Origin of the sequence: Bifidobacterium scaligerum (assembly GCF_002802865.1) — a bacterium.
Classification (GTDB): Bacteria; Actinomycetota; Actinomycetes; order Actinomycetales; family Bifidobacteriaceae; genus Bifidobacterium; species Bifidobacterium scaligerum.
Genome location: NZ_PGLQ01000010.1, coordinates 23,150 through 41,473, shown reverse-complemented (window position 1 = coordinate 41,473; position 18,324 = coordinate 23,150). Strand labels below are relative to the sequence as shown.

Below are 18,324 nucleotides of genomic sequence, written 5' to 3'. Positions count from 1 at the left end.
CCCCTCGCGGCATAGCCGCTCCCTTCGCCTACGGACAGTCCACTGGACTGTCCGTTTGACGGCTCAGCTGGACTGTCCGTCCTGAAAAGATGTGATGAATTATGCCTATTACTCCAATTTGGCCGGCTGCGACTGCCATCGACCCGGCAACCGGTGCCATTACGTTCCATGGCCGTACCGCTGAATCGCTGTTGGATGAATTCGGCTCACCGCTGTACCTCATCGACGCCGATGAGGTGAACGAGCGCGCGCATCATTTCGTGCGCGCCGCAGCCAACGCATTCAACAACTCCACCACGCATGTGAGCTTCGCCGGCAAGGCGTTCCTTTCCAAGGAAATCGTGCGTTTGGTGACCGCCGCAGGCATGCTGGTGGACACCTGCACGATGGGCGAGATGAAGATCGCCCTCGCGGCAGGCGTGCCCGGGCGCCGTCTGGTGCTGCACGGCAACAACAAGTCCGACGAGGAAATCGCGCTCGCCATCGAACAAGGTTTCGCCAAAATCGTGGTGGACGAGCCGAATGAGCCGGAGCGCATCGCCGCCATCGCCCGTAAGCTCGGCAAGCGCGCCCGTGTGATGCTGCGCGTTACCGTGGGCGTCCATGCGGGCGGCCATGAGTACATCTCCACCGCGCACGAGGACCAGAAGTTCGGCGTGCCGCTGCTGTCGGCTGGAGCGGATGCTTCGGTGCTGGATACGGTACTGAACAACCTCGCCGACGTGACGCCGGCAGCCACCAATGCGCGCATCGCCCCGGTCGTCGACCCTACGGCTCCGGCTGAGCATCGCGAACGCAAGCTGCAATACGACGTCAAATACCCGTACGACCTCTCTCACGAAGAGGTTTCCGACAAGGACAAGGCATTGGCCCAAGCTATGACGGCCATTGCCGACGGCCCGTCCATCGCCGTGTTGAAGACCATTCTGGCCAACCAGGACGTACTTGAACTGGTCGGCGCGCACTCGCACATTGGCTCCAACATCCACGACGCGGACGCCTTCATTCAGGCTGCCAAGCGCATGATGCTGCTGCGCAAGACCCTGTATGCCACGGACGCATTCACGCTGCCGGAAATCGACCTTGGCGGCGGCTACTCCGTGGCCTACACGGACGGCGAGGACTCGATGGACATCGACGTGGAGCTCACCCGTCTGGCCGAGGCCGTGGCTGCCACCAACCGCGCACTTGGCATGCCGGCACCCGCCATCAGCTTCGAGCCGGGCCGCTATATTGTGGCTCCGGCCGGCGTGACGCTGTACCGTGTGGGCACCATCAAGCATGTGCATCTGAGCGGTGAAGGCGATCATGCGCCCAAGGATTCCGCCGGCAACCCGATCAGCGAACGCGTGTATGTGTCCGTGGACGGCGGCATGTCCGACAACATCCGACCGGCCCTGTATGGCGCCGACTACACCGCGCGCTTGGCGAATCGCAAGGGCTCCGACGAAACGATGTTGGCTCGCGTATGCGGCATGCACTGCGAATCCGGAGATATCGTGGTGCATGAGGTGCGGCTTCCCGCCGATCTTCGCCGCGGCGATATCCTGGCCGTACCGGTCACTGGTGCGTATGGCCGCACGATGGCCTCCAACTACAATCAAGCGCTGATCCCGGCCGTTGTGGCTGTGAGCGAAGGCGGCGCGCACGTGATGTTGCGCCGCCAGACCATCGACGACTTGCTCGCCCTCGACGTGAGCGAGTGATTTGAGCGGCGGTAGTTTGCCTCCCGCCCCCGCAACTTCGTAAACGAGATATATCTCGGTGTGTGTGAGACATATCGGCATATCTCGTTTACAAGGGGCGGTTAAAGCCTTTTCCGGAGACCTATCTGCTTTACAAGGGGCTCCTAAAACGCGAAATCCCGAGTATAAACGTTGCAATGGCGGCGAATGTACTCGGGATATTTCATATTCGGTGCCCCTTGTAAGGCAGATAGGTCTCCTGAAAAGCGGGAATCGGCCCCTTGTAAACGAGATACCCATTGGAATGGGTGCTTTGAGGTCGGAATACTACGAAATCCGCAATTTTCCGGGCACGTTTGGAACGCTGTAGGAATCCATCCGTACAATAGCCGTGGATAGTACAGCTTTTTGGAAGGATTTGCAGTGGCAGAACTGAACGAAACCCCGATTCGCGTAGGTCTGTTGGGTGCCGGCACGGTCGGTTCTCAGACCGCCCGCCTGATCGTCGAGCAGAAGGACGAGCTTTCCGCTCGTATCGGCCGCCCGATCGAACTGACCGGTGTGGCTTGCCTCGATCCGAAGGAAACCGAGAAGTTCCCGTGGATCGACCAGTCCATCGTCACCACCGACACGATGAGCGTGGCCACCAACTCGGATATCGTGATCGAGCTGATCGGCGGCACCACCGTGGCCCGCAAGTTCGTGCTCGCCGCCATCGAATCCGGCGCTTCCGTGGTCACCGCGAATAAGGCGCTGCTGGCCAAGTACGGCCCGGAAATCTACGCCGCCGCCGAAGCCAAGGGCGTTGACATCTACTTCGAAGCCGCCGTAGGCGGTGCGATCCCGTTCCTGCGTCCGCTGCGTGAGTCCCTCGTGGGCGACAAGGTGACCAGCATGCTGGGCATCGTCAACGGCACCACCAACTATATTCTCGACGAAATGACCACCAAGGGCCTCCAGTTCGACGACGTGTTGAAGGACGCTCAGGCCAAGGGCTACGCCGAAGCCGACCCGACCGGTGACATCGAAGGCTACGACGCCGCCAACAAGGCCGCCATCATGGCCACGCTCGGTTTCCACACCTCCGTGACCATTGACGACGTGTCCGTCGAAGGCATCACCAAGATCACCGCCGACGATATCGCCGCCGCTACCGCCGAGGGCAAGGTCATCAAACTGCTCGCCGTGGTCGAGAACAGCGAGGCCGGCGTCTCCGCCCGCGTTTACCCGGCGCTGATTCCGGAATCGCATCCGCTGGCTTCCGTGCACGGCTCGTTCAACGCCGTGTTCGTCAAGGCCGAGGCGGCCGACGACCTCATGTTCTACGGCCGTGGCGCCGGCGGCGCTCCGACCGCCTCCGCCGTGGTGGGCGACGTGGTCACCGAGGCCCGTCATATCGCCGCCGGCTGCACGGGCCCGTCCATCCCGCTGTACAAGAACCTGAAGAAGGCCCCGATCGAGGCTTCTCGCGCCGCCTTTGCCGTGCGATTCCTGATTCACGACAAGCCGGGCGTGCTGGCTGCCATCGCCGCCGAGTTCGCCAAGAACGGCGTGTCCATCAACGGTGTGAACCAGGATTTGAAGCCCACGATGACCGATCCCGGTTACGACGGCGAAATCCAGCAGCTGCGTCTTGTCACCCACCTGACCGATGAAGTGACCTTGCGTCAGACCGTGGAAGCCGTGCAGCAGCTCGACTTTGTGACCGGCGAACCGTCCATCCTGCGCGTGCTGGACTGAAAGCCCGGTGGCTTTCAGTAGCAGCGAACAGCGATAGCAATCGCACATAGTGCGATTCAATTTGTGCTGTGCGACTGGCCGGAGCCCATTTGAAGGAGAGACTTACATGAATCCAATCTGTTCACAGGTGCGCGTGCGCGTGCCCGCCACATCCGCCAATTTGGGTTCCGGCTTCGACACCGTGGGCTTGGCGCTTGACTACCATGACGAGCTCACGTTCACGTTGAACGCCGATCCCACGGATGGTGTGGCCCACGTGTTCATCCACGGTGAGGGTGAGGATACGTTGCCGCGCGACGAAACCCATTTGGTGGTTTCCACCTTCCGCCGCGCCTGCGCCACGTTTGGTTTGGGACGACTCGGTTTCACACTGGACGCCACGAACAACATTCCGCAGGCCCGCGGCATGGGCTCCTCCGCCGAGGCCATCGTGGCCGGCATCGCGGCGGCGGCGGCCTTCGCCCAGCCCGGCGATCTCAACCGTCCGGCCATCTTCGACATGGCCGCGCAGATCGAAGGCCATCCGGACAACGTGGCCCCGGCTGTGTTCGGCGGCCTGACCGTCTCCTGGGACTTCGCTACGGCCGAAGGCGTCGGCTCGGTGGCCATCCCCGGCGGCGAACCGCTGCACGGCGGTTTCCATACCGTCAACTATCCGGTCGATCCGGCTATCACTGCGGCCGTGTTCGTGCCGGACTACGAGCTGTCCACCGAGAAGGCCCGTCGCGCGTTGCCGAAGGAATTGCCGTACAAGGATGCCGTGTACAACGTCTCCCGCGTGGGTCTGTTGCCCGCGGCCATGAATCCGGTGGTGCTTGCACAGGCCGAGGCTCAGGGAGGCACTGATGCGTTGAGCGAGAGCGCCGCAGGTTCAGCTGGTGCCGCGCAGGTGACTCCCGCCGCGTTTGCCACGGCGGCCGCACAGGCCAATGCGCTCCTCTTCACCGCCACGCAGGACAAACTGCACCAGCCGTACCGCGCGCCGCTCATGCCGCCGTCCGCCGAACTGATCGAGCTGTTCCGCGCCAAGGGCTACGCTGCCGCCGTCTCCGGCGCTGGCCCATGCGTGCTTGTGCTGCACTACGGCAATGCGCGCGAGACCATCGACCAGGTGGCCGCCACCCAGCTGGCATCCGGCCACTGGCGGGTGCTACACCTGCCCATCAACACCAAGGGCGTCGAAATCGAACGGCGGTAGGGGAGGGGAGTTCGATCGGTGTGACTCCTATCGGCCTCCTACTGCTGAAAACCACGAAACAGACACTATGTATGCGACTGAGCGAAGCAGCCGCATACATAGTGTCTGTTTTAGTATGGGAATCCTCACTATGTACGCGGGACCGTGGTCGGGCTGTGTACTTGACGCCGTTTGTGTTGGTGGTTGCTGCACGTATTCGCCAATGCCCGTGCCAATCCATACAATGCAAGGGAGCGAACCTAAACAGGAGGGAAGCCATGTCCATTCCGCTGATCCTTGCGTCCAAGTCCAAGCCGCGCCGTGATGTGCTGTACGCGGCCGGCATCTGCCCCACGATTCGCGTCTCACATGTGGACGAGCCGGCCGCGCTGGAAGCCGCCGCCCGCGAAGCCGGTGTGACGGTGGATGACCTGACCGTCGATCAGCGGGTGATGATTCTGGCCGAGGCCAAGGCCCAGGCCGTGCACCGCGCGTACCGTAATGTGGCCGATACAGCAGCTGCCGCAACCGGCAATCGTGTGATTGCGTATCCATTGCGCGCCGCCGAGGTCCAGACCGAGGATGCCGAGGCCGCTGCCGATACGGAAGCGTCGGCCGCCGAATCGCAGTCCATTGATTATTCCTCCGACCGTATCGCTACTACCCGCGACTTTTCCGGCGTGGACATGCCGACCGTCACCGAACCTATCTCCAACATCATCGCCATGCAGCCGGGACTCACGCGCGCCACGGTCGGCCCGCTTATTATTGGCTGCGATTCGATGTTCCTCCTGGACGGCGAATGCTACGGCAAGCCGCACAGCGTCGAGGTCGCGCGCGAACGTCTGCGCAGGATGCGCGGGGCCAGCGGCGAACTGTGGACCGGCCACTGCGTCATCGACTTCGCCACCGGTCGCGTGGCGCGCGGGGCAAGCCATGCCACCGTGCACTTCGGCGACTTCACGGACAAGGATATCGAGCGGTACATCGCCACCGGAGAGCCGCTGGAAGTGGCAGGATCGTTTACGCTGGAAGGCTTTGGCGGCGCGTTCATCGACGGCATCGAGGGTGACCCGCATGGCATCATCGGCATCAGTCTGCCGCTGCTGCGCAAGTTAACCCGTGAGCTCGGCGTGGATTGGACTGATCTGTGGAACGTTCAGCGCGGTGAAAACGCACCCGAGGCGGCGGATGCGGCCGGCATTCCGGCAGCAGGCAAGGACAACCTGCCGCCGGTGGAGAATGTGCATCAGCCCGGCGACGGTTGGGTGGACTGCGCTTGCGGACGCAAGCACTGGGGCACCAACGGTGCGTCCGGCATCCTGCTGGCACGCCGCGATCCGGCCACCGGCAAGGTGACGCATGTGGTGATGCAGCATCGTGCGGCATGGAGCGCCGAAGGCGGCACCTGGGGCATCCCCGGTGGTGCCACGGCGGATGGTGAATCGCCGATTGAGGGTGCGCTGCGCGAAAGCTACGAAGAGGCGAATATCACGCCTGAGGATATCGAAGTAGTCGGTTCCTACCGTGAGGACCATGGCAACTGGGCGTACACCACCGTGTTCGCATTCGAAAAGCCCGGCCATCATGTTGACCCTAAGGCCAACGACGACGAAAGCAAGGAGATCTGCTGGGTGCCGATCAACGACGTACCGAATCGCAAGCTGTTGACCGCCATGAAAACCGACTGGCCCCGCTTCGCCGCCCGCCTCGATGAGTTGGCTGCCGCGCAATAATGAAGCGTGGTGCCTGAATGTGATTCTGATAATGACCGGCACCGGATAGTGGTTGCTGGTCATTAATCAATGGTGATTACGGATATTGAGTGGGGTGAACATTCTAGACGACTGGGGTATGTGCCGAAAGTCATACCGTTCGTAAAACGCAACCGCTTGGTCGGTGGCCGGCTCGACAAGCAGTGCTCGCGCTCCAATGATTGCGGCGGCATTGAGAGAACGAAGTACTGCATCTCGGAGCAGCTGACTGCCGACGTGCATGGTCTGAAATCTGATGTCTACGCCCATCATGCCCAGCAAGATTACTGGAATGGGATTCGGACTATTTCGCCTCAGCCATCCGGGAGCTTCCGAATGCTCAATGCTGTATGCGCTCAGTGTGTAGAAACCAGCCAGCATACTGGCATCATTACCGTCCTTAGTGAAGGTGGCATAGGCTACGGCAGTGCCTTGTCTCCCTGCCATAGAGGCATGTTTCGCTAGCCAATCGTTGACCAATGGCAGGCCGCAGTCGAAACCGGAAACATCATCGTTCGCGGTCAGACGTCGAGGTTCGGTGAACTTGGTCACGTCCATATGGGATCACGCTCCAACAATTCAGTCAGACGTGGGCCCATAGGCTCATCCAAAGCGGCGGTGAAATCATCCCACGCTTGACTGTTGAGCCGAATGACGTGGGCTTCATGGATGTCTCGATCCGCAGCGGCGAGCAGATTCGATAATGCCCACTGCGACGAAGTCATGCCTTTGGATTCGGCTGCTTGATCGATTCTGGAACGTTGTTCTTGGGTGAGTCTCATCTCAAAACGGCTGTTCTTGTTGTTGTCCGTAGTCATACTCCTATTGTACGGCTTTTGTACGGACGTAATTGGTATATGGGAGATACTGGTTGTGGTAGACATGTGAGCTCCTTTGCTTGGTCTGTTCGATTCGTAGGCGTGTAGTGTTCCGGTCTCATGAACATACTGTGCGGGTAGTTCACACGTCCAGCCAAACCGACCTATGTGGTTCTAGCTTCCGAAGTTATCCACAGTGAGCGGTTTTCGCCGCGGCTACTACTGCCGAATCTCGCTGTGTTTGCGGAATTCCATGGGGGTCAGGCCGGTTTTGCGCTTGAATGCGGCGCAGAACGAGCTGGTGTCGGTGAAGCCGCACTCCTCGCACAGCTGGCGTAAGGAGATGTCCGAATTGATCAGACGATATTTCGCCGCATGCATGCGGGCGTCCAGCACGTAGGCGTACGGCGTGTAGCCGGTCTCCTTTTTGAAAACGCGAATGAAATGGTATTCGCTCATGTACACCAGTCCGGCCAGCTCGCCCACGGTCAGCGGCTCGTTCAAATGGTTGGCGATATACGCCAGCACACTTTCGATGGCATGCGGTCCTCGACGGGCGGCAAGTCCGCAGGCTCCGCCAAGGGCCGAGGCTGCCGAGCCCGAGCCACCGTCGCCCGCCGGAGCCGACGCCGCGTCGTCCGCTCCCAGCGCAAATTCGGTAAGCACATCCGTGATGTATTTGGCCATCAACGGTTCCGAAATACGCGCGGCCATATGGAACGTTTCGTAGATTTTCGTCAACTGGGTGATTGCGTATCCCGGCTCGCGCAGCGAGAACACCGAGCCGAGTCGTTCGTGAATCAGTTCGTAATAGGCGCGCGCGGTGGGGCCGTCGAAGTGCAGCCACAGCACGTCACTGTCTTCGGCAGTGCTGTAGGAATGATGGGCATAGCAGTCGACCAGCACGAAGTCGCCGGCGGAGGCGTGCTGTGCGCTTTCGCCGAACTTCGACACCACGTCGAACGAGCCGGAGCGGATCGCCATGATCAGGAAGCTGTCGAACGAGCTGCGCTCCTGCCGATATCCGGCCTCGTAATGGAAGAACCCTGCGCGCAGCGGATGCAGGAATGTGCGCAGCGCCGTTTTGCTGGGCGTGTAGATATAGAATTCCGAACCTTCATTGGTTATGCCATGTTCCGCCGGCTTCATCGCCGCCTCCTTGCGTCGGGCTGTGTCGATCCGCTGCTGGCAACAGCAGTCATCGAATAGCAATTATTTCATATTGAAGAACAATTACTCTAGATGTCAACGATATTTTCGGCCATAGACTAAAGGCAATCAATCAAAAGATTGTGGTTCGCAAGAACCAAGAAGAACGCAACAACGGTAAAACACTACAACGAAGTGGAGCAATCATGGCCGTTACCATTCAGGACACAGTCATCACCATCCCGACCTACGGGATCGGAGCGGCGGACAAGAACCCGCAGTTCATCGAAAAGCGCGTCTACCAAGGCAGCTCGGGCCGCGTCTACCCATACCCGGTGATTGAAACCATCAGCGACGAAAAGCATGACAAAGCCTACAAAGCCGTCATCATCGAGAATGAATACCTCGAAATCACTGTGCTGCCCGAACTCGGCGGACGCATCCAGTACGCCAAAGACAAGACCAACAATTACGACTTCGTCTACCGCAACGACGTCATCAAGCCGGCGCTTGTGGGCCTGACCGGCCCGTGGATCTCCGGCGGCATCGAGTTCAACTGGCCGCAACATCACCGCCCGACCACCTACTCGCCGGTGGATTACGACATCAAGGACCTTCCGGACGGCGGTAAGGCGGTGCTCTGCCACGACACCGATCAGATGTACGGCACTCAGGTGGTCACCACCATCGCCCTGCATCCCGGGAAGGCCTACATCGAGATCACCGCGCAGTTGTATAACGGCACTGCACTGCCGCAGACCTTCCTATGGTGGGCGAACCCGGCCGTACCGGTCAACGAGCACACCAAAACCGTGATGCCGCCGGATGTGACCGCAGTCATGGACCACGGCAAGCGTGACGTCTCCCGTTACCCGATCGCCACCGGCACCTACTACAAGCATGACTACTCGCGCGGCGTGGATATCGGCCGCTACAAGAACGTGCCGGTGCCGACCAGCTACATGGCCGCCCACTCCGACTACAACTTCGTCGGCGGCTACGATTTCGGCGTCGGCGCAGGCATCCTGCACGTGGCCGACCACCACGTGAGCCCCGGCAAGAAGCAGTGGACTTGGGGCAACGGCGACTTCGGCCGCGCCTGGGATCGCAACCTGACCGACGCCAACGGCCCGTACGTGGAGCTGATGACCGGCGTCTTCACCGACAATCAGCCCGACTTCACGTGGCTCAAGCCCTACGAAGGCAAGACCTTCACCCAGTACTTCATGCCGTACAAGGCTGTGGGCCAGGTCAAGAACGCGTCCATCAACGCCGCCGTGAACCTGGAGATCGGCCCGGAAGACACGTTCGGCTCGGCCGGCGAGACCGAAGGCATCGAAGCTCAGGGCTTGAAGGCCGGACAGGGCCGCGTCACCGTGTACGCCACCAGCGTGTACGAGAACGCCACCGTCACCGTGACCACCAAGAGCGGCGAGACGCTCTACTCCTACACCGGCACCATCAGCCCGAACGACACCGTTCGCGCCGAATTCGAAACCGGCGAAGTTCCAGCCACCGAGATCACCGCCACCGTAGCGGACGCCAACGGCGCGGTGCTCATCGACTACACCCCGCAACCAAAGAAGATCGACAAACTGCCAGAGCCGGCCAAGGCTGCCGACGAACCGGCGAAGATCGCCACCAACGAGGAGCTGCTGCTCGCCGGCCTGCACTTGGAGCAGTACCGTCACGCCACCTACCTGCCTGACCCGTACTACCTCGAAGGCCTGAAGCGTGACCCGCAAGACGCCCGCATCAACAACGCGTACGGCCGTCTGCAGCTGCGCCGCGGTGTGTTCGATTGCGCCGAAGCCCACTTCCGTACGGCAATCAAGCGCTTGACCAAGCACAACACCCAGCCATACGATTCCGAGCCGCACTACAACCTCGGCCTAGTCCTGTTCCTGCAGGGCAAGTATGACGAGGCGTTCGATGCCTTCTTCAAGGCAACCTGGGACGATACGCAGAAGGAGCGTGCCTTCTTCTACATGGCCGCCATCGCCGCCCGCCGAGGCGATTTCGTGGACGCGCTGGAATATGTGAACAACGCGCTGACCCGCAACACCATGAACATCAAAGCCCGCGGCTTGAAGGCGTACGTGCTGCGCAAGCTCGGGCGCACGGACGAGGCCGCGACGGCTCTCGCCGAAAACCTCGCCATCGATGAGTTCGACTTCGTCTCCGGATACGAGCGCGTGCTCGCCGGGGGAGAGCCGGCCGAACTGCAGCGTCTGATGCGCGGCTTCTTCGAGAACTACCTGCAGGCCGCCCGCGACTATGCGCTGTTCGGTGCCTACGAGGAAGCGCTGGCCTTGCTTGCCGAAGCCGATCAGTCGAAGCCGATGGTCAAGTATTACGAAGGCTACTATCTGGCCGAACTGGGCCGCGACCTTGGGGCCAAGGCCGCGTTCGAGGCTGCCGAGGCCGCGCCAAGCGACTACTGCTTCCCGAACAAGCTGGAGGATATCGCGCCGCTGGAGAAGGCCATCGCAGTGGTGAACGGTGCCAAGGCCCCGTACTACCTCGGCTGCCTTTACTACGACAAGGTGCAGGCCGACAAGGCCATCGCACTGTGGGAGCAGTCGCGAGACCTTGACCCTGAATTCCCGACCGTGCACCGCAATCTGGCGCTCGCCTACTACAACAAGCGCGGTGATGCGGCGGCTGCCAAGGTCGAAATCGAACAGGCCTACGCGCTCGACGAAACCGACGCCCGTGTGTTCCTCGAAACCGATCAGCTGTACCGCAAGATCGGCTGGACCTACGCCCAGCGCCTCACCGAGTTCGAAAAGCATCTCGACGTGGTGGCCAAGCGTGACGACCTGTTCATCGAATACCTGACCGTGCTCAACCTGACCGGCAACTACGCCAAGGCCTACGAACTGATGAGTCAGCGTCGCTTCCACCCGTGGGAGGGCGGCGAAGGCAAGATCACCGGCCAGTACCGCATCGCACTGACCCTGCTCGCCAAGGATGCGATGGCGGCCGGCGACTGGGCCAAGGCCAAGGAACTGCTGGTCAAAACGCTCGCATACCCCGAGAATCTGGGCGAAGGCAAGCTCGAAGGCCAGAAGGACAACGACATCCACTACTACCTCGGTGTGGCGGAACGCCATCTGGGCGATGAGGAGGCGGCCCGCGCCGAATTCCGTCAGGCCACCATCGGCCCCGACGAGGTGAAGGGCGCGATGTACTACAACGACCAGCCCGCCGAAATGATCCTCTTCCAGGGTCTCGCCCACAAGGCGCTCGGCGAGGAAGGCCCGGCCAACGCCCGCTTCTACCGTCTGCTGGACTACGGTGAGCAGCACCTCGACGATCAGGTCAAGATCGACTACTTCGCCGTCTCGCTGCCGGACTTCCTCATCTTCGAAAACGACTACACGAAGATGAACCGCGTGCACTGCGAATACCTGATGGGGCTCGCGAACATCGGCCGCGGCGAGCGCGAGGAGGCCGAACGCTTCCTCACCGAAGCTCTGACCGCAGACCCCAGCCACATCCAGGCCAACCTGTTCACCGATGAGGTGATGAACCGCCACATCCTGTAATTTCCTGCCTACTGAGCGAGCGCCGGCTTCCTTTCCGCCGAGGGGAGCCGGCGCTTTCTTATGCAATGAGTCTTGCCATGAGTCTTGCCAGTGGCCACTCCCTCTGGCTCCCCTCTCTGAGGGGAGCTGGCAGCGAAGTTGACTGAGGGGAGCGGCTCCATGAAATCACGGCGTGGTCCACCAGAACTTCAGCAGCCGCCTCAACGCGAACGCCAACGCCAGCAGCGTGTAATCGCTCAGATCGCGCGGATTGTAGCCGGTTGTGCGGGCGATCTTGTTCAGTCGATTCTGCACGGTGTTCTTATGGAGAAACAGTTCCTCGGCTGTGCGTCCGATGCTGCCGTTGTGCCGCGTGTATGCGTCGAACAGCACGGCCGCCTCGTCCTTCTCCTCCTCGGTGAGGCCGCTCAAAATCCGATTCGAGAACCGTTCGGCGGTAGTGTCTTTGATCGCACACAACGCCATACCCAGTGCGGAATCGTCGTAATCCAGCGTACGTGGGTAATCGGTGTTGATTTCAGGGGTGATTGAAGCTGCGGCCTCGGCGTCGGCCGCAATATTGCGTTGCTGATGCAGGAACGCCAGCCATAATTCGGCGCTGCGCGCTTGCAGATACGCTTCTCGATAGTCGGCAATAGCGCATACCGGCTCGCTGACGCCGAACACCAACGGATACCCGGTGGATTGGGACACCGCTTGCGAAATACGGTCAAGTACTTCCCAATGTGCGGTAGTGCCGTCGACGACGTTGCTGTTTGCGGCGAGAATCACACGAAATTCGCCGCCGTACATCGAATACAGACTGTGCGGCTGATCTGCCATAAGGCGATCGGCCATATCATAGGTGCTGTCTTGCGATGTGCTGGCCGGCACGCTGCCGACGCGCTGTACGGTTGTATTGCGTAGCTCCTGCGGCACATGCAGTCGCCCTACCGCCACCACGCGTGGCACGGTGAGATCCACGTTCAGCGTATCCGTCAAGTAGTCAATCAGCCCGGTATCCGGCTGCGGCGCGATGAGTAGATTCGTCAGGTTCGCGGCCATCATGCGTCTGTCGAACCGGGAGACCTGCTCCATGTTTTCGCGCACCAAGATCTCGGTCATTTTCTTGATGACGTTGCCGAACGGCTCCACTTCGGCGCGCTCGCCGGTGATGCCGATCACGGCGATCACCGCGTCGCCTTGCATCACCGGCACGTTGATGCCGTCGCGTGCGCCGGCGAACTGGTGCTCGGCATCCACCGCCACGCTTTGCTTGGTACGGGCGGCCAGACGCGCGGCCTCATGATCGGTATCCACGCGGGTGGGGTCGGTACTGGCGATGATATGGCCGTTGGTGTCGAAGAAGTTGATGTCATGGCTTAACGCGCCTTTGATGTTCTCCACGATAGTGGAGGCGATGCGTGGGTCGATGTCCATCTTCGGCTCCTTTGCTTGGCTCGTTCGCCTTGGCTGTTGTGGCTACGTGAACCCTCCCATATATGGTACCTGTACCATGTAAATCCGTGAATTGCTTGGTTTTTATGGCCTCAAGATAGTTGTACATACCATGGGTTGTCGGTGATACTAGTACCGTCCACAACAACGATGGGCATACGGCAATCAAGGAACGCGCGGTGCGGGAGGTGCCCAAGTGAAGTTCATCATCGCCCCTGATTCGTTCAAAAACTGTATGACCGCACGCGAGGCGGCCGAAGCCATCCGCTCCGGGCTTGCCGTGGTGTTCCCCGATGCCGAATACGACATGGTGCCGATGGCGGACGGCGGCGAAGGCACGGTGCAAGCGCTGGTGGATGCCACCGGTGGCACCCTGCGCCAGGCCACCGTGCTCGACCCGCTGCAACGGCCAGTGCTCGCAACCTACGGATTGCTGGGTGCGGGCGTCAATAACGCCGGACAAGCTGAACAAGGCGGTCGCGACGACGGTTCCGTGCCCACCGCTGCCGACAAGGCTGAGGCGGGTCTCACCGCCGTCATCGAAATGGCCGCCGCCTCGGGCATTGGTTTCGTGGACGAGGCAACGGAAAATCCGCTCGCCGCCACCACTTACGGAACTGGGCAGCTCATTCGCGCGGCCCTCGATGATGGTGCCGAGCGCATCATCATCGGCATCGGTGGTTCGGCCACCAACGATGGCGGGGCCGGCATGGCCGAAGCGTTGGGCGTCCGATTCCTGGATGACCAGGGCACCGCCATCAAGCGTGGGGGAGGTGCTCTCAGCAAACTGAGCACTATCGATACCGCCGGTCTTGACCCACGACTGAAGACCACGGAAATCCTCATCGCCTCCGATGTGGATAACCCGCTGACCGGTCCGCACGGCGCGTCCGCCGTGTTCGGTCCGCAAAAAGGTGCCACGCCGGCGATGGTCGGTCAGTTGGACAAGGCCCTTGTCCATTACGCCGCGTTGATCAAGGATCAACTCGGTTGCGACGTGGCCCGCATTCCGGGCGCAGGCGCGGCCGGTGGTCTTGGCGCGGGATTGCTGGCCTTCACCAACGCGCGCATGCAATCCGGCGTCGAAATCGTGGCGCAAACCGTGCATTTGGCAAGCCGGGCCGCCCACGCCGATTACTGCATCACCGGTGAAGGCGGCATCGATGCGCAAACCCAATACGGCAAAACGCCGATGGGTGTGGCGCAGACCGTGCGCCAGGGCAATCCACATATCGGCGTCATCGCCCTAGCCGGATATGTGGGCAGCGGCATCAGCCCACTCTACGATCTCGGCATCGATGCGATATTCGGCATTGCTCCGGGAGCGACCACGTTGGCGCAGGCGCTTGCCGATGGACCGCGAAACCTTGCGCGCGCGGCCGAAAATGTTGCCCGGCTGATTGCGCTGAGCCAGCGGTGAAGTCGGCGGCGCTATGCCCAGCAATCACCCATAACCAATAGCAATAATTTCATACTGGCGCGCAATTTATGCCGGTAAATCAAGCAAATAGCGCAATAGTATGAAATCAATAACAGCAAAGCAGCAACCAGAACGAAGCAGTTCGGCAGTCGCTTTGGAATACACCTTTGGCGTGATATGCGTCCAATCCCCCAACCAGCAGGCTTGGCGCAAGCATGCCCTGATGAAAGGAACCATCATGAAGAAAACTTGGCAGATCATCGTCGGCGCCGGTGCCGCGATCGCCATGATCGCCTCCCTCGCAGGCTGCGGATCAGGCAGCGCATCCGGTAAAACGGAGCTCTCGTTCTTCGCGAACAATACGCAGGACGTCTACCAGCCGGTGATCGACGCGTTCGAAAAGAAGAATCCGGACATCAAAGTCAAGTTCAGCACCACCAACGGCGCCCAGGCCGGCTACCAGCAGACCTTGCAGACCCGCATCTCCGGCGGCCAGCTTGCCGACGTATATGTGGCGCCTCCTGAGCAGTTGAGCGACCTGGTCAAGAACGGCGTGGCCAAGGACCTGACCAACGAATCGTTCATGGACCGCATCGGCGACACGAACAAGGCCCAAGCCAGCGTGGACGGCAAGGTGTACGCCATGTCCATTACCGCATGGACCAACGCCTACGCCTACAACAAGGACCTGCTTGCCAAGGCAGGTTACGATTCCATTCCCGAAACCTGGGATGAGTTCATCGACATGTTGAAGGCACTGAAGGATGCGGGCGTCGAGAAGCCGTATCTGGAGCCCAAGGCGGGTCTTGGCGCTCTGGTGGAAGGCTGGATCGGCTACGATTCCTCCAAGCAATCCAAGAGCATCGATCAGCAGATCGGCGACGGCAGCTCCACCTTCGCCAAGAGCTACACCAAGTACTACAAGGAATGGGCCAAGCTGTTCGACGCCGGCGTGATGGGCTCCGAAGTCACCGGTCTCGCGGACGATCAGGTCCGCTCCGAATTCGCGGCCGGCCGCCTGGCCGTTATGCCGTCCGGATACTGGGATGTGAACACGTTCAAGGACGCCGGCATCAACTTCGCCTTCGGCCGGATGCCGATGCTGCATAAGGGAGACACGCCTTACGCCCCCGGTGCCGCTGATTCCGGCTACGCCATCAACGCCAAGATCGATGGAGCCAAGCTCAAGGCCGCCGAATCCTTCCTCGACTTCCTCTCCTCTGAAGAAGGCCTGAAGCTCATCCAAGACAACATGGGTCTGATCCCGTCCACCAAGAACTACACGCCGGACATCGATGAGACCTTCAAAGAGCCGTACGACCTCTACCTGAAGACCGGCAACGTGTATCTGAACACGCTCGGCTGGCCCGCCAGCGGCCGCAGCGCCCTGCGCGCCGAAACCTTCGCCCAGCTGCAGCAGGTGGCGCTCGGCTCCATCACCCCGGCTCAGGCCACCGCCAACCTGGATACCAAGCTCAAGACGCTGTCCTGAAGGTGAATGACATGTCACAGGCAACCGCAATAGTCACCGCGTCCGCCCTTCCCGAGGCGGGCGCGGCCCCCGCCCGAGCCATTGCCGGCTCAGTCCAGGACTTTGAAGCTTCCCACACCCGCGATCGCAAACGTCGCAATCTCATGGAGAACCTCACCTCCGTGCGATTCCTGCTGCCACTGCTCGCGGTGTACATCATCATCGTACTGATTCCATTCCTCCAGAGCATCGTCTTCAGCCTCACCGACTACGACGGCTACGATTTCGCCAACGCCAAGTTCGTAGGAATCGCCAACTATCAGGCGATCTTCCAAGACCAGACCCTGCTTGCCGGCCTCGGCTTCACCCTGCTCTACACCGTGGCCACCACCGTACTGATCACCGCCATCGCGTTGCCGCTGGCCGTGACCCTCAACCGGAAGTTCTTCGGACGCAACTTCGCACGCTCCCTGTTCTTCTTCTTCTCCGTACCTTCGATGGCAGTGCTCGGCCTGGTGTGGCAGTATATCTTCTCGCCGCTCGGCACCGGAGCCGTCAACACTTTCCTCGGCAAGTTCGGTGTGAGCCCGGTACCGTGGCTCTCCAACCCGGCGCTCGCCAAGTTCTGCGTGATTTTCATCGCCGTATGGGCGCAGGTCGGCTGGCACGCCACCCTGTATCTGGCGTACCTGCAAGCCATTCCGGCCGACCTCTACGAACAGGCTTCAGTGGATGGCGCCTCCCGCGGCCAGCAGTTCGTACACATCACGTTGCCGCAGATGGTGCCCGCGATGGGCGTCTCCATCTTCATGCTGCTGACCGGCGGCCTCAAGGTCTACGATCTGCCGTTCACCCTCACCACCGGCGGCCCGGGCAACGCCACCTACACCGTCACCCAGTCCATCATCGTCACCGGCATCGGCTCCGGCCGTTACGGCGTAGGTTCCGCGCTCGGCGTGATGTTCTTCCTGTGCTGCGTGATTCTCGTGGCACTGCAGCAAATCGTCACCTCGCTGATTGAAAAGAGGCTGTCATGACAACGCAGCACATTCCCGCGGCCCCGGCCGATGCCGCACCTGCCGCCCGCGGACTATCCTTGAGCCAACGCGAACGCATTCGCTCCGCCGTCCGTTCGGTAGTGGTCATCGCCATCGCCCTGATTTGTGCAGTGCCGCTGTACGTAGTGGTGATCAACACCTTCAAGAACTCCGGTGATATGGCTGCCGATCCGTTCGGTCTGCCCACGCACTTTACGCTGGAGAACTACACGTACGCGCTGGAGAACCTGCCGGTGGTGCAGGCCACGATCAATACGCTGATCGTGACTGTAGTCGGCGTGTTCTTCATGGTGATCATCGGTGCGCTCGCCGCGTACGGCATGGTGCAGAAGCGCAGCAAGCTTACGGCCGGTATCGGTGCCTTCCTCATGCTTTCGTTCGTGATTCCCGGCCAGACGCTGCTGATTCCGCAGTACAAGATGGAAGCGCAGTTCGGCTTGGTGGATAGTCTGCTTGGTCTGATCGTGCTCTACTTGGGCGGCGCAACATTCTGCTACTTCCTGATCGTGCAGTATATGCGCGGTCTTCCCGGTGAGCTGTTCGAAGCCGCGCGTTTGGATGGCGCGGGCCCGTTCCGCATCTTCTGGCAGATCGTGCTGCCGTTGATTCGTCCGATTCTGATCACCGTGGTGGTATTCGAAACCATGTGGACATGGAACGACTTCATGACCCCGAACATCTACATCTCGTCGACCGAGAAGCAGACGCTGGTGCTGCAGGTGTTCAACGCCATGGGCCAGTTCAGCACCAATTGGCCGCTGTTCATGACCATCACCACCATCGCCCTGATCCCCGTCTTCCTCTTCTTCATCTTCTGCCAAAAGTGGATCGTCGCCGGCCTGGTGGCTGGATCGGTCAAAGGCTGAGCCGTTAAGCGAACAGCCCTGTGGGCTGTTCGTAGGCTCAGCCTGAGCGAGGCGATAGCCGAGCGAAGGTATCGGCATCTCTCGCCGTAGGCGAGTCCATGATTGCTGGGCCGGAGGCGACGCCGTTAAGCGAACAGCCCTGTGGGCTGTTCGTAGGCTCAGCCTGAGCGAGGCGATAGCCGAGCGAAGGTATCGGCA

The 18,324-nt window shown here is 60.8% G+C and carries 13 protein-coding genes; 9 read left to right on the top strand and 4 right to left on the bottom strand.

The features are described from left to right. Positions 1-101 precede the first annotated feature (101 nt). The 4 genes from CUU80_RS09810 to CUU80_RS09795 all read left to right on the top strand — a co-directional run bounded on the left by CUU80_RS09810 (position 102) and on the right by CUU80_RS09795 (position 6,338). Positions 102-1,706: a diaminopimelate decarboxylase family protein gene (locus CUU80_RS09810; protein WP_100497154.1), complete on the top strand. Its 1,605-nt coding sequence runs from the start codon at positions 102-104 to the stop codon at positions 1,704-1,706. Positions 1,707-2,108: 402 nt separating this feature from the next. Next, positions 2,109-3,425: a homoserine dehydrogenase gene (locus CUU80_RS09805; RefSeq protein WP_100497153.1), complete on the top strand. Its 1,317-nt coding sequence runs from the start codon at positions 2,109-2,111 to the stop codon at positions 3,423-3,425. A 106-nt stretch (positions 3,426-3,531) separates the two neighbouring features. Beyond that, a complete protein-coding gene (locus tag CUU80_RS09800; RefSeq protein ID WP_100497152.1) occupies positions 3,532-4,623 on the top strand; it encodes a homoserine kinase in 1,092 nt (363 codons plus the stop codon). 257 nt (positions 4,624-4,880) lie between these two features. Beyond that, positions 4,881-6,338, top strand: a complete 1,458-nt coding sequence (locus tag CUU80_RS09795; RefSeq protein WP_100497151.1) for a Maf family protein — start codon at positions 4,881-4,883, stop codon at positions 6,336-6,338. A 66-nt stretch (positions 6,339-6,404) separates the two neighbouring features. On the opposite strand, the gene CUU80_RS09790 is transcribed toward CUU80_RS09795, so the two are convergent. The 3 genes from CUU80_RS09790 to CUU80_RS09780 all read right to left on the bottom strand — a co-directional run bounded on the left by CUU80_RS09790 (position 6,405) and on the right by CUU80_RS09780 (position 8,323). Further along, a complete protein-coding gene (locus CUU80_RS09790; protein WP_100497150.1) occupies positions 6,405-6,914 on the bottom strand; it encodes a GNAT family N-acetyltransferase in 510 nt (169 codons plus the stop codon). Continuing rightward, entirely contained in the window at positions 6,905-7,174 is a 270-nt protein-coding gene (locus tag CUU80_RS09785) for a type II toxin-antitoxin system TacA family antitoxin (protein WP_100497184.1), read from the bottom strand. The genes CUU80_RS09790 and CUU80_RS09785 overlap by 10 nt, the downstream gene beginning before the upstream one ends. Before the next feature lie 219 nt (positions 7,175-7,393). Continuing rightward, a complete protein-coding gene (locus tag CUU80_RS09780) occupies positions 7,394-8,323 on the bottom strand; it encodes an AraC family transcriptional regulator (RefSeq protein WP_100497149.1) in 930 nt (309 codons plus the stop codon). Between the two features lie 206 nt (positions 8,324-8,529). On the opposite strand from CUU80_RS09780, the gene CUU80_RS09775 reads away from it, so the two are divergent. Further along, entirely contained in the window at positions 8,530-11,874 is a 3,345-nt protein-coding gene (locus CUU80_RS09775) for a tetratricopeptide repeat protein (protein WP_100497148.1), read from the top strand. A 165-nt stretch (positions 11,875-12,039) separates the two neighbouring features. Here CUU80_RS09775 and CUU80_RS09770 read toward each other — a convergent pair whose 3' ends face one another. Then, complete coding sequence (locus CUU80_RS09770; RefSeq protein WP_100497147.1) at positions 12,040-13,293, bottom strand: CdaR family transcriptional regulator; 1,254 nt, start codon at positions 13,291-13,293, stop codon at positions 12,040-12,042. 214 nt (positions 13,294-13,507) lie between these two features. Between CUU80_RS09770 and CUU80_RS09765 the strand changes: the two genes are divergently transcribed. The 4 genes from CUU80_RS09765 to CUU80_RS09750 all read left to right on the top strand — a co-directional run bounded on the left by CUU80_RS09765 (position 13,508) and on the right by CUU80_RS09750 (position 18,126). Continuing rightward, positions 13,508-14,731, top strand: a complete 1,224-nt coding sequence (locus CUU80_RS09765) for a glycerate kinase family protein (protein WP_100497146.1) — start codon at positions 13,508-13,510, stop codon at positions 14,729-14,731. A gap of 238 nt (positions 14,732-14,969) precedes the next feature. Next, positions 14,970-16,223, top strand: a complete 1,254-nt coding sequence (locus tag CUU80_RS09760; RefSeq protein ID WP_100497145.1) for an ABC transporter substrate-binding protein — start codon at positions 14,970-14,972, stop codon at positions 16,221-16,223. Between the two features lie 11 nt (positions 16,224-16,234). Further along, entirely contained in the window at positions 16,235-17,239 is a 1,005-nt protein-coding gene (locus tag CUU80_RS09755) for a carbohydrate ABC transporter permease (protein ID WP_240951047.1), read from the top strand. A gap of 59 nt (positions 17,240-17,298) precedes the next feature. Further along, complete coding sequence (locus tag CUU80_RS09750) at positions 17,299-18,126, top strand: carbohydrate ABC transporter permease (protein ID WP_417852218.1); 828 nt, start codon at positions 17,299-17,301, stop codon at positions 18,124-18,126. Positions 18,127-18,324: the final 198 nt, after the last annotated feature.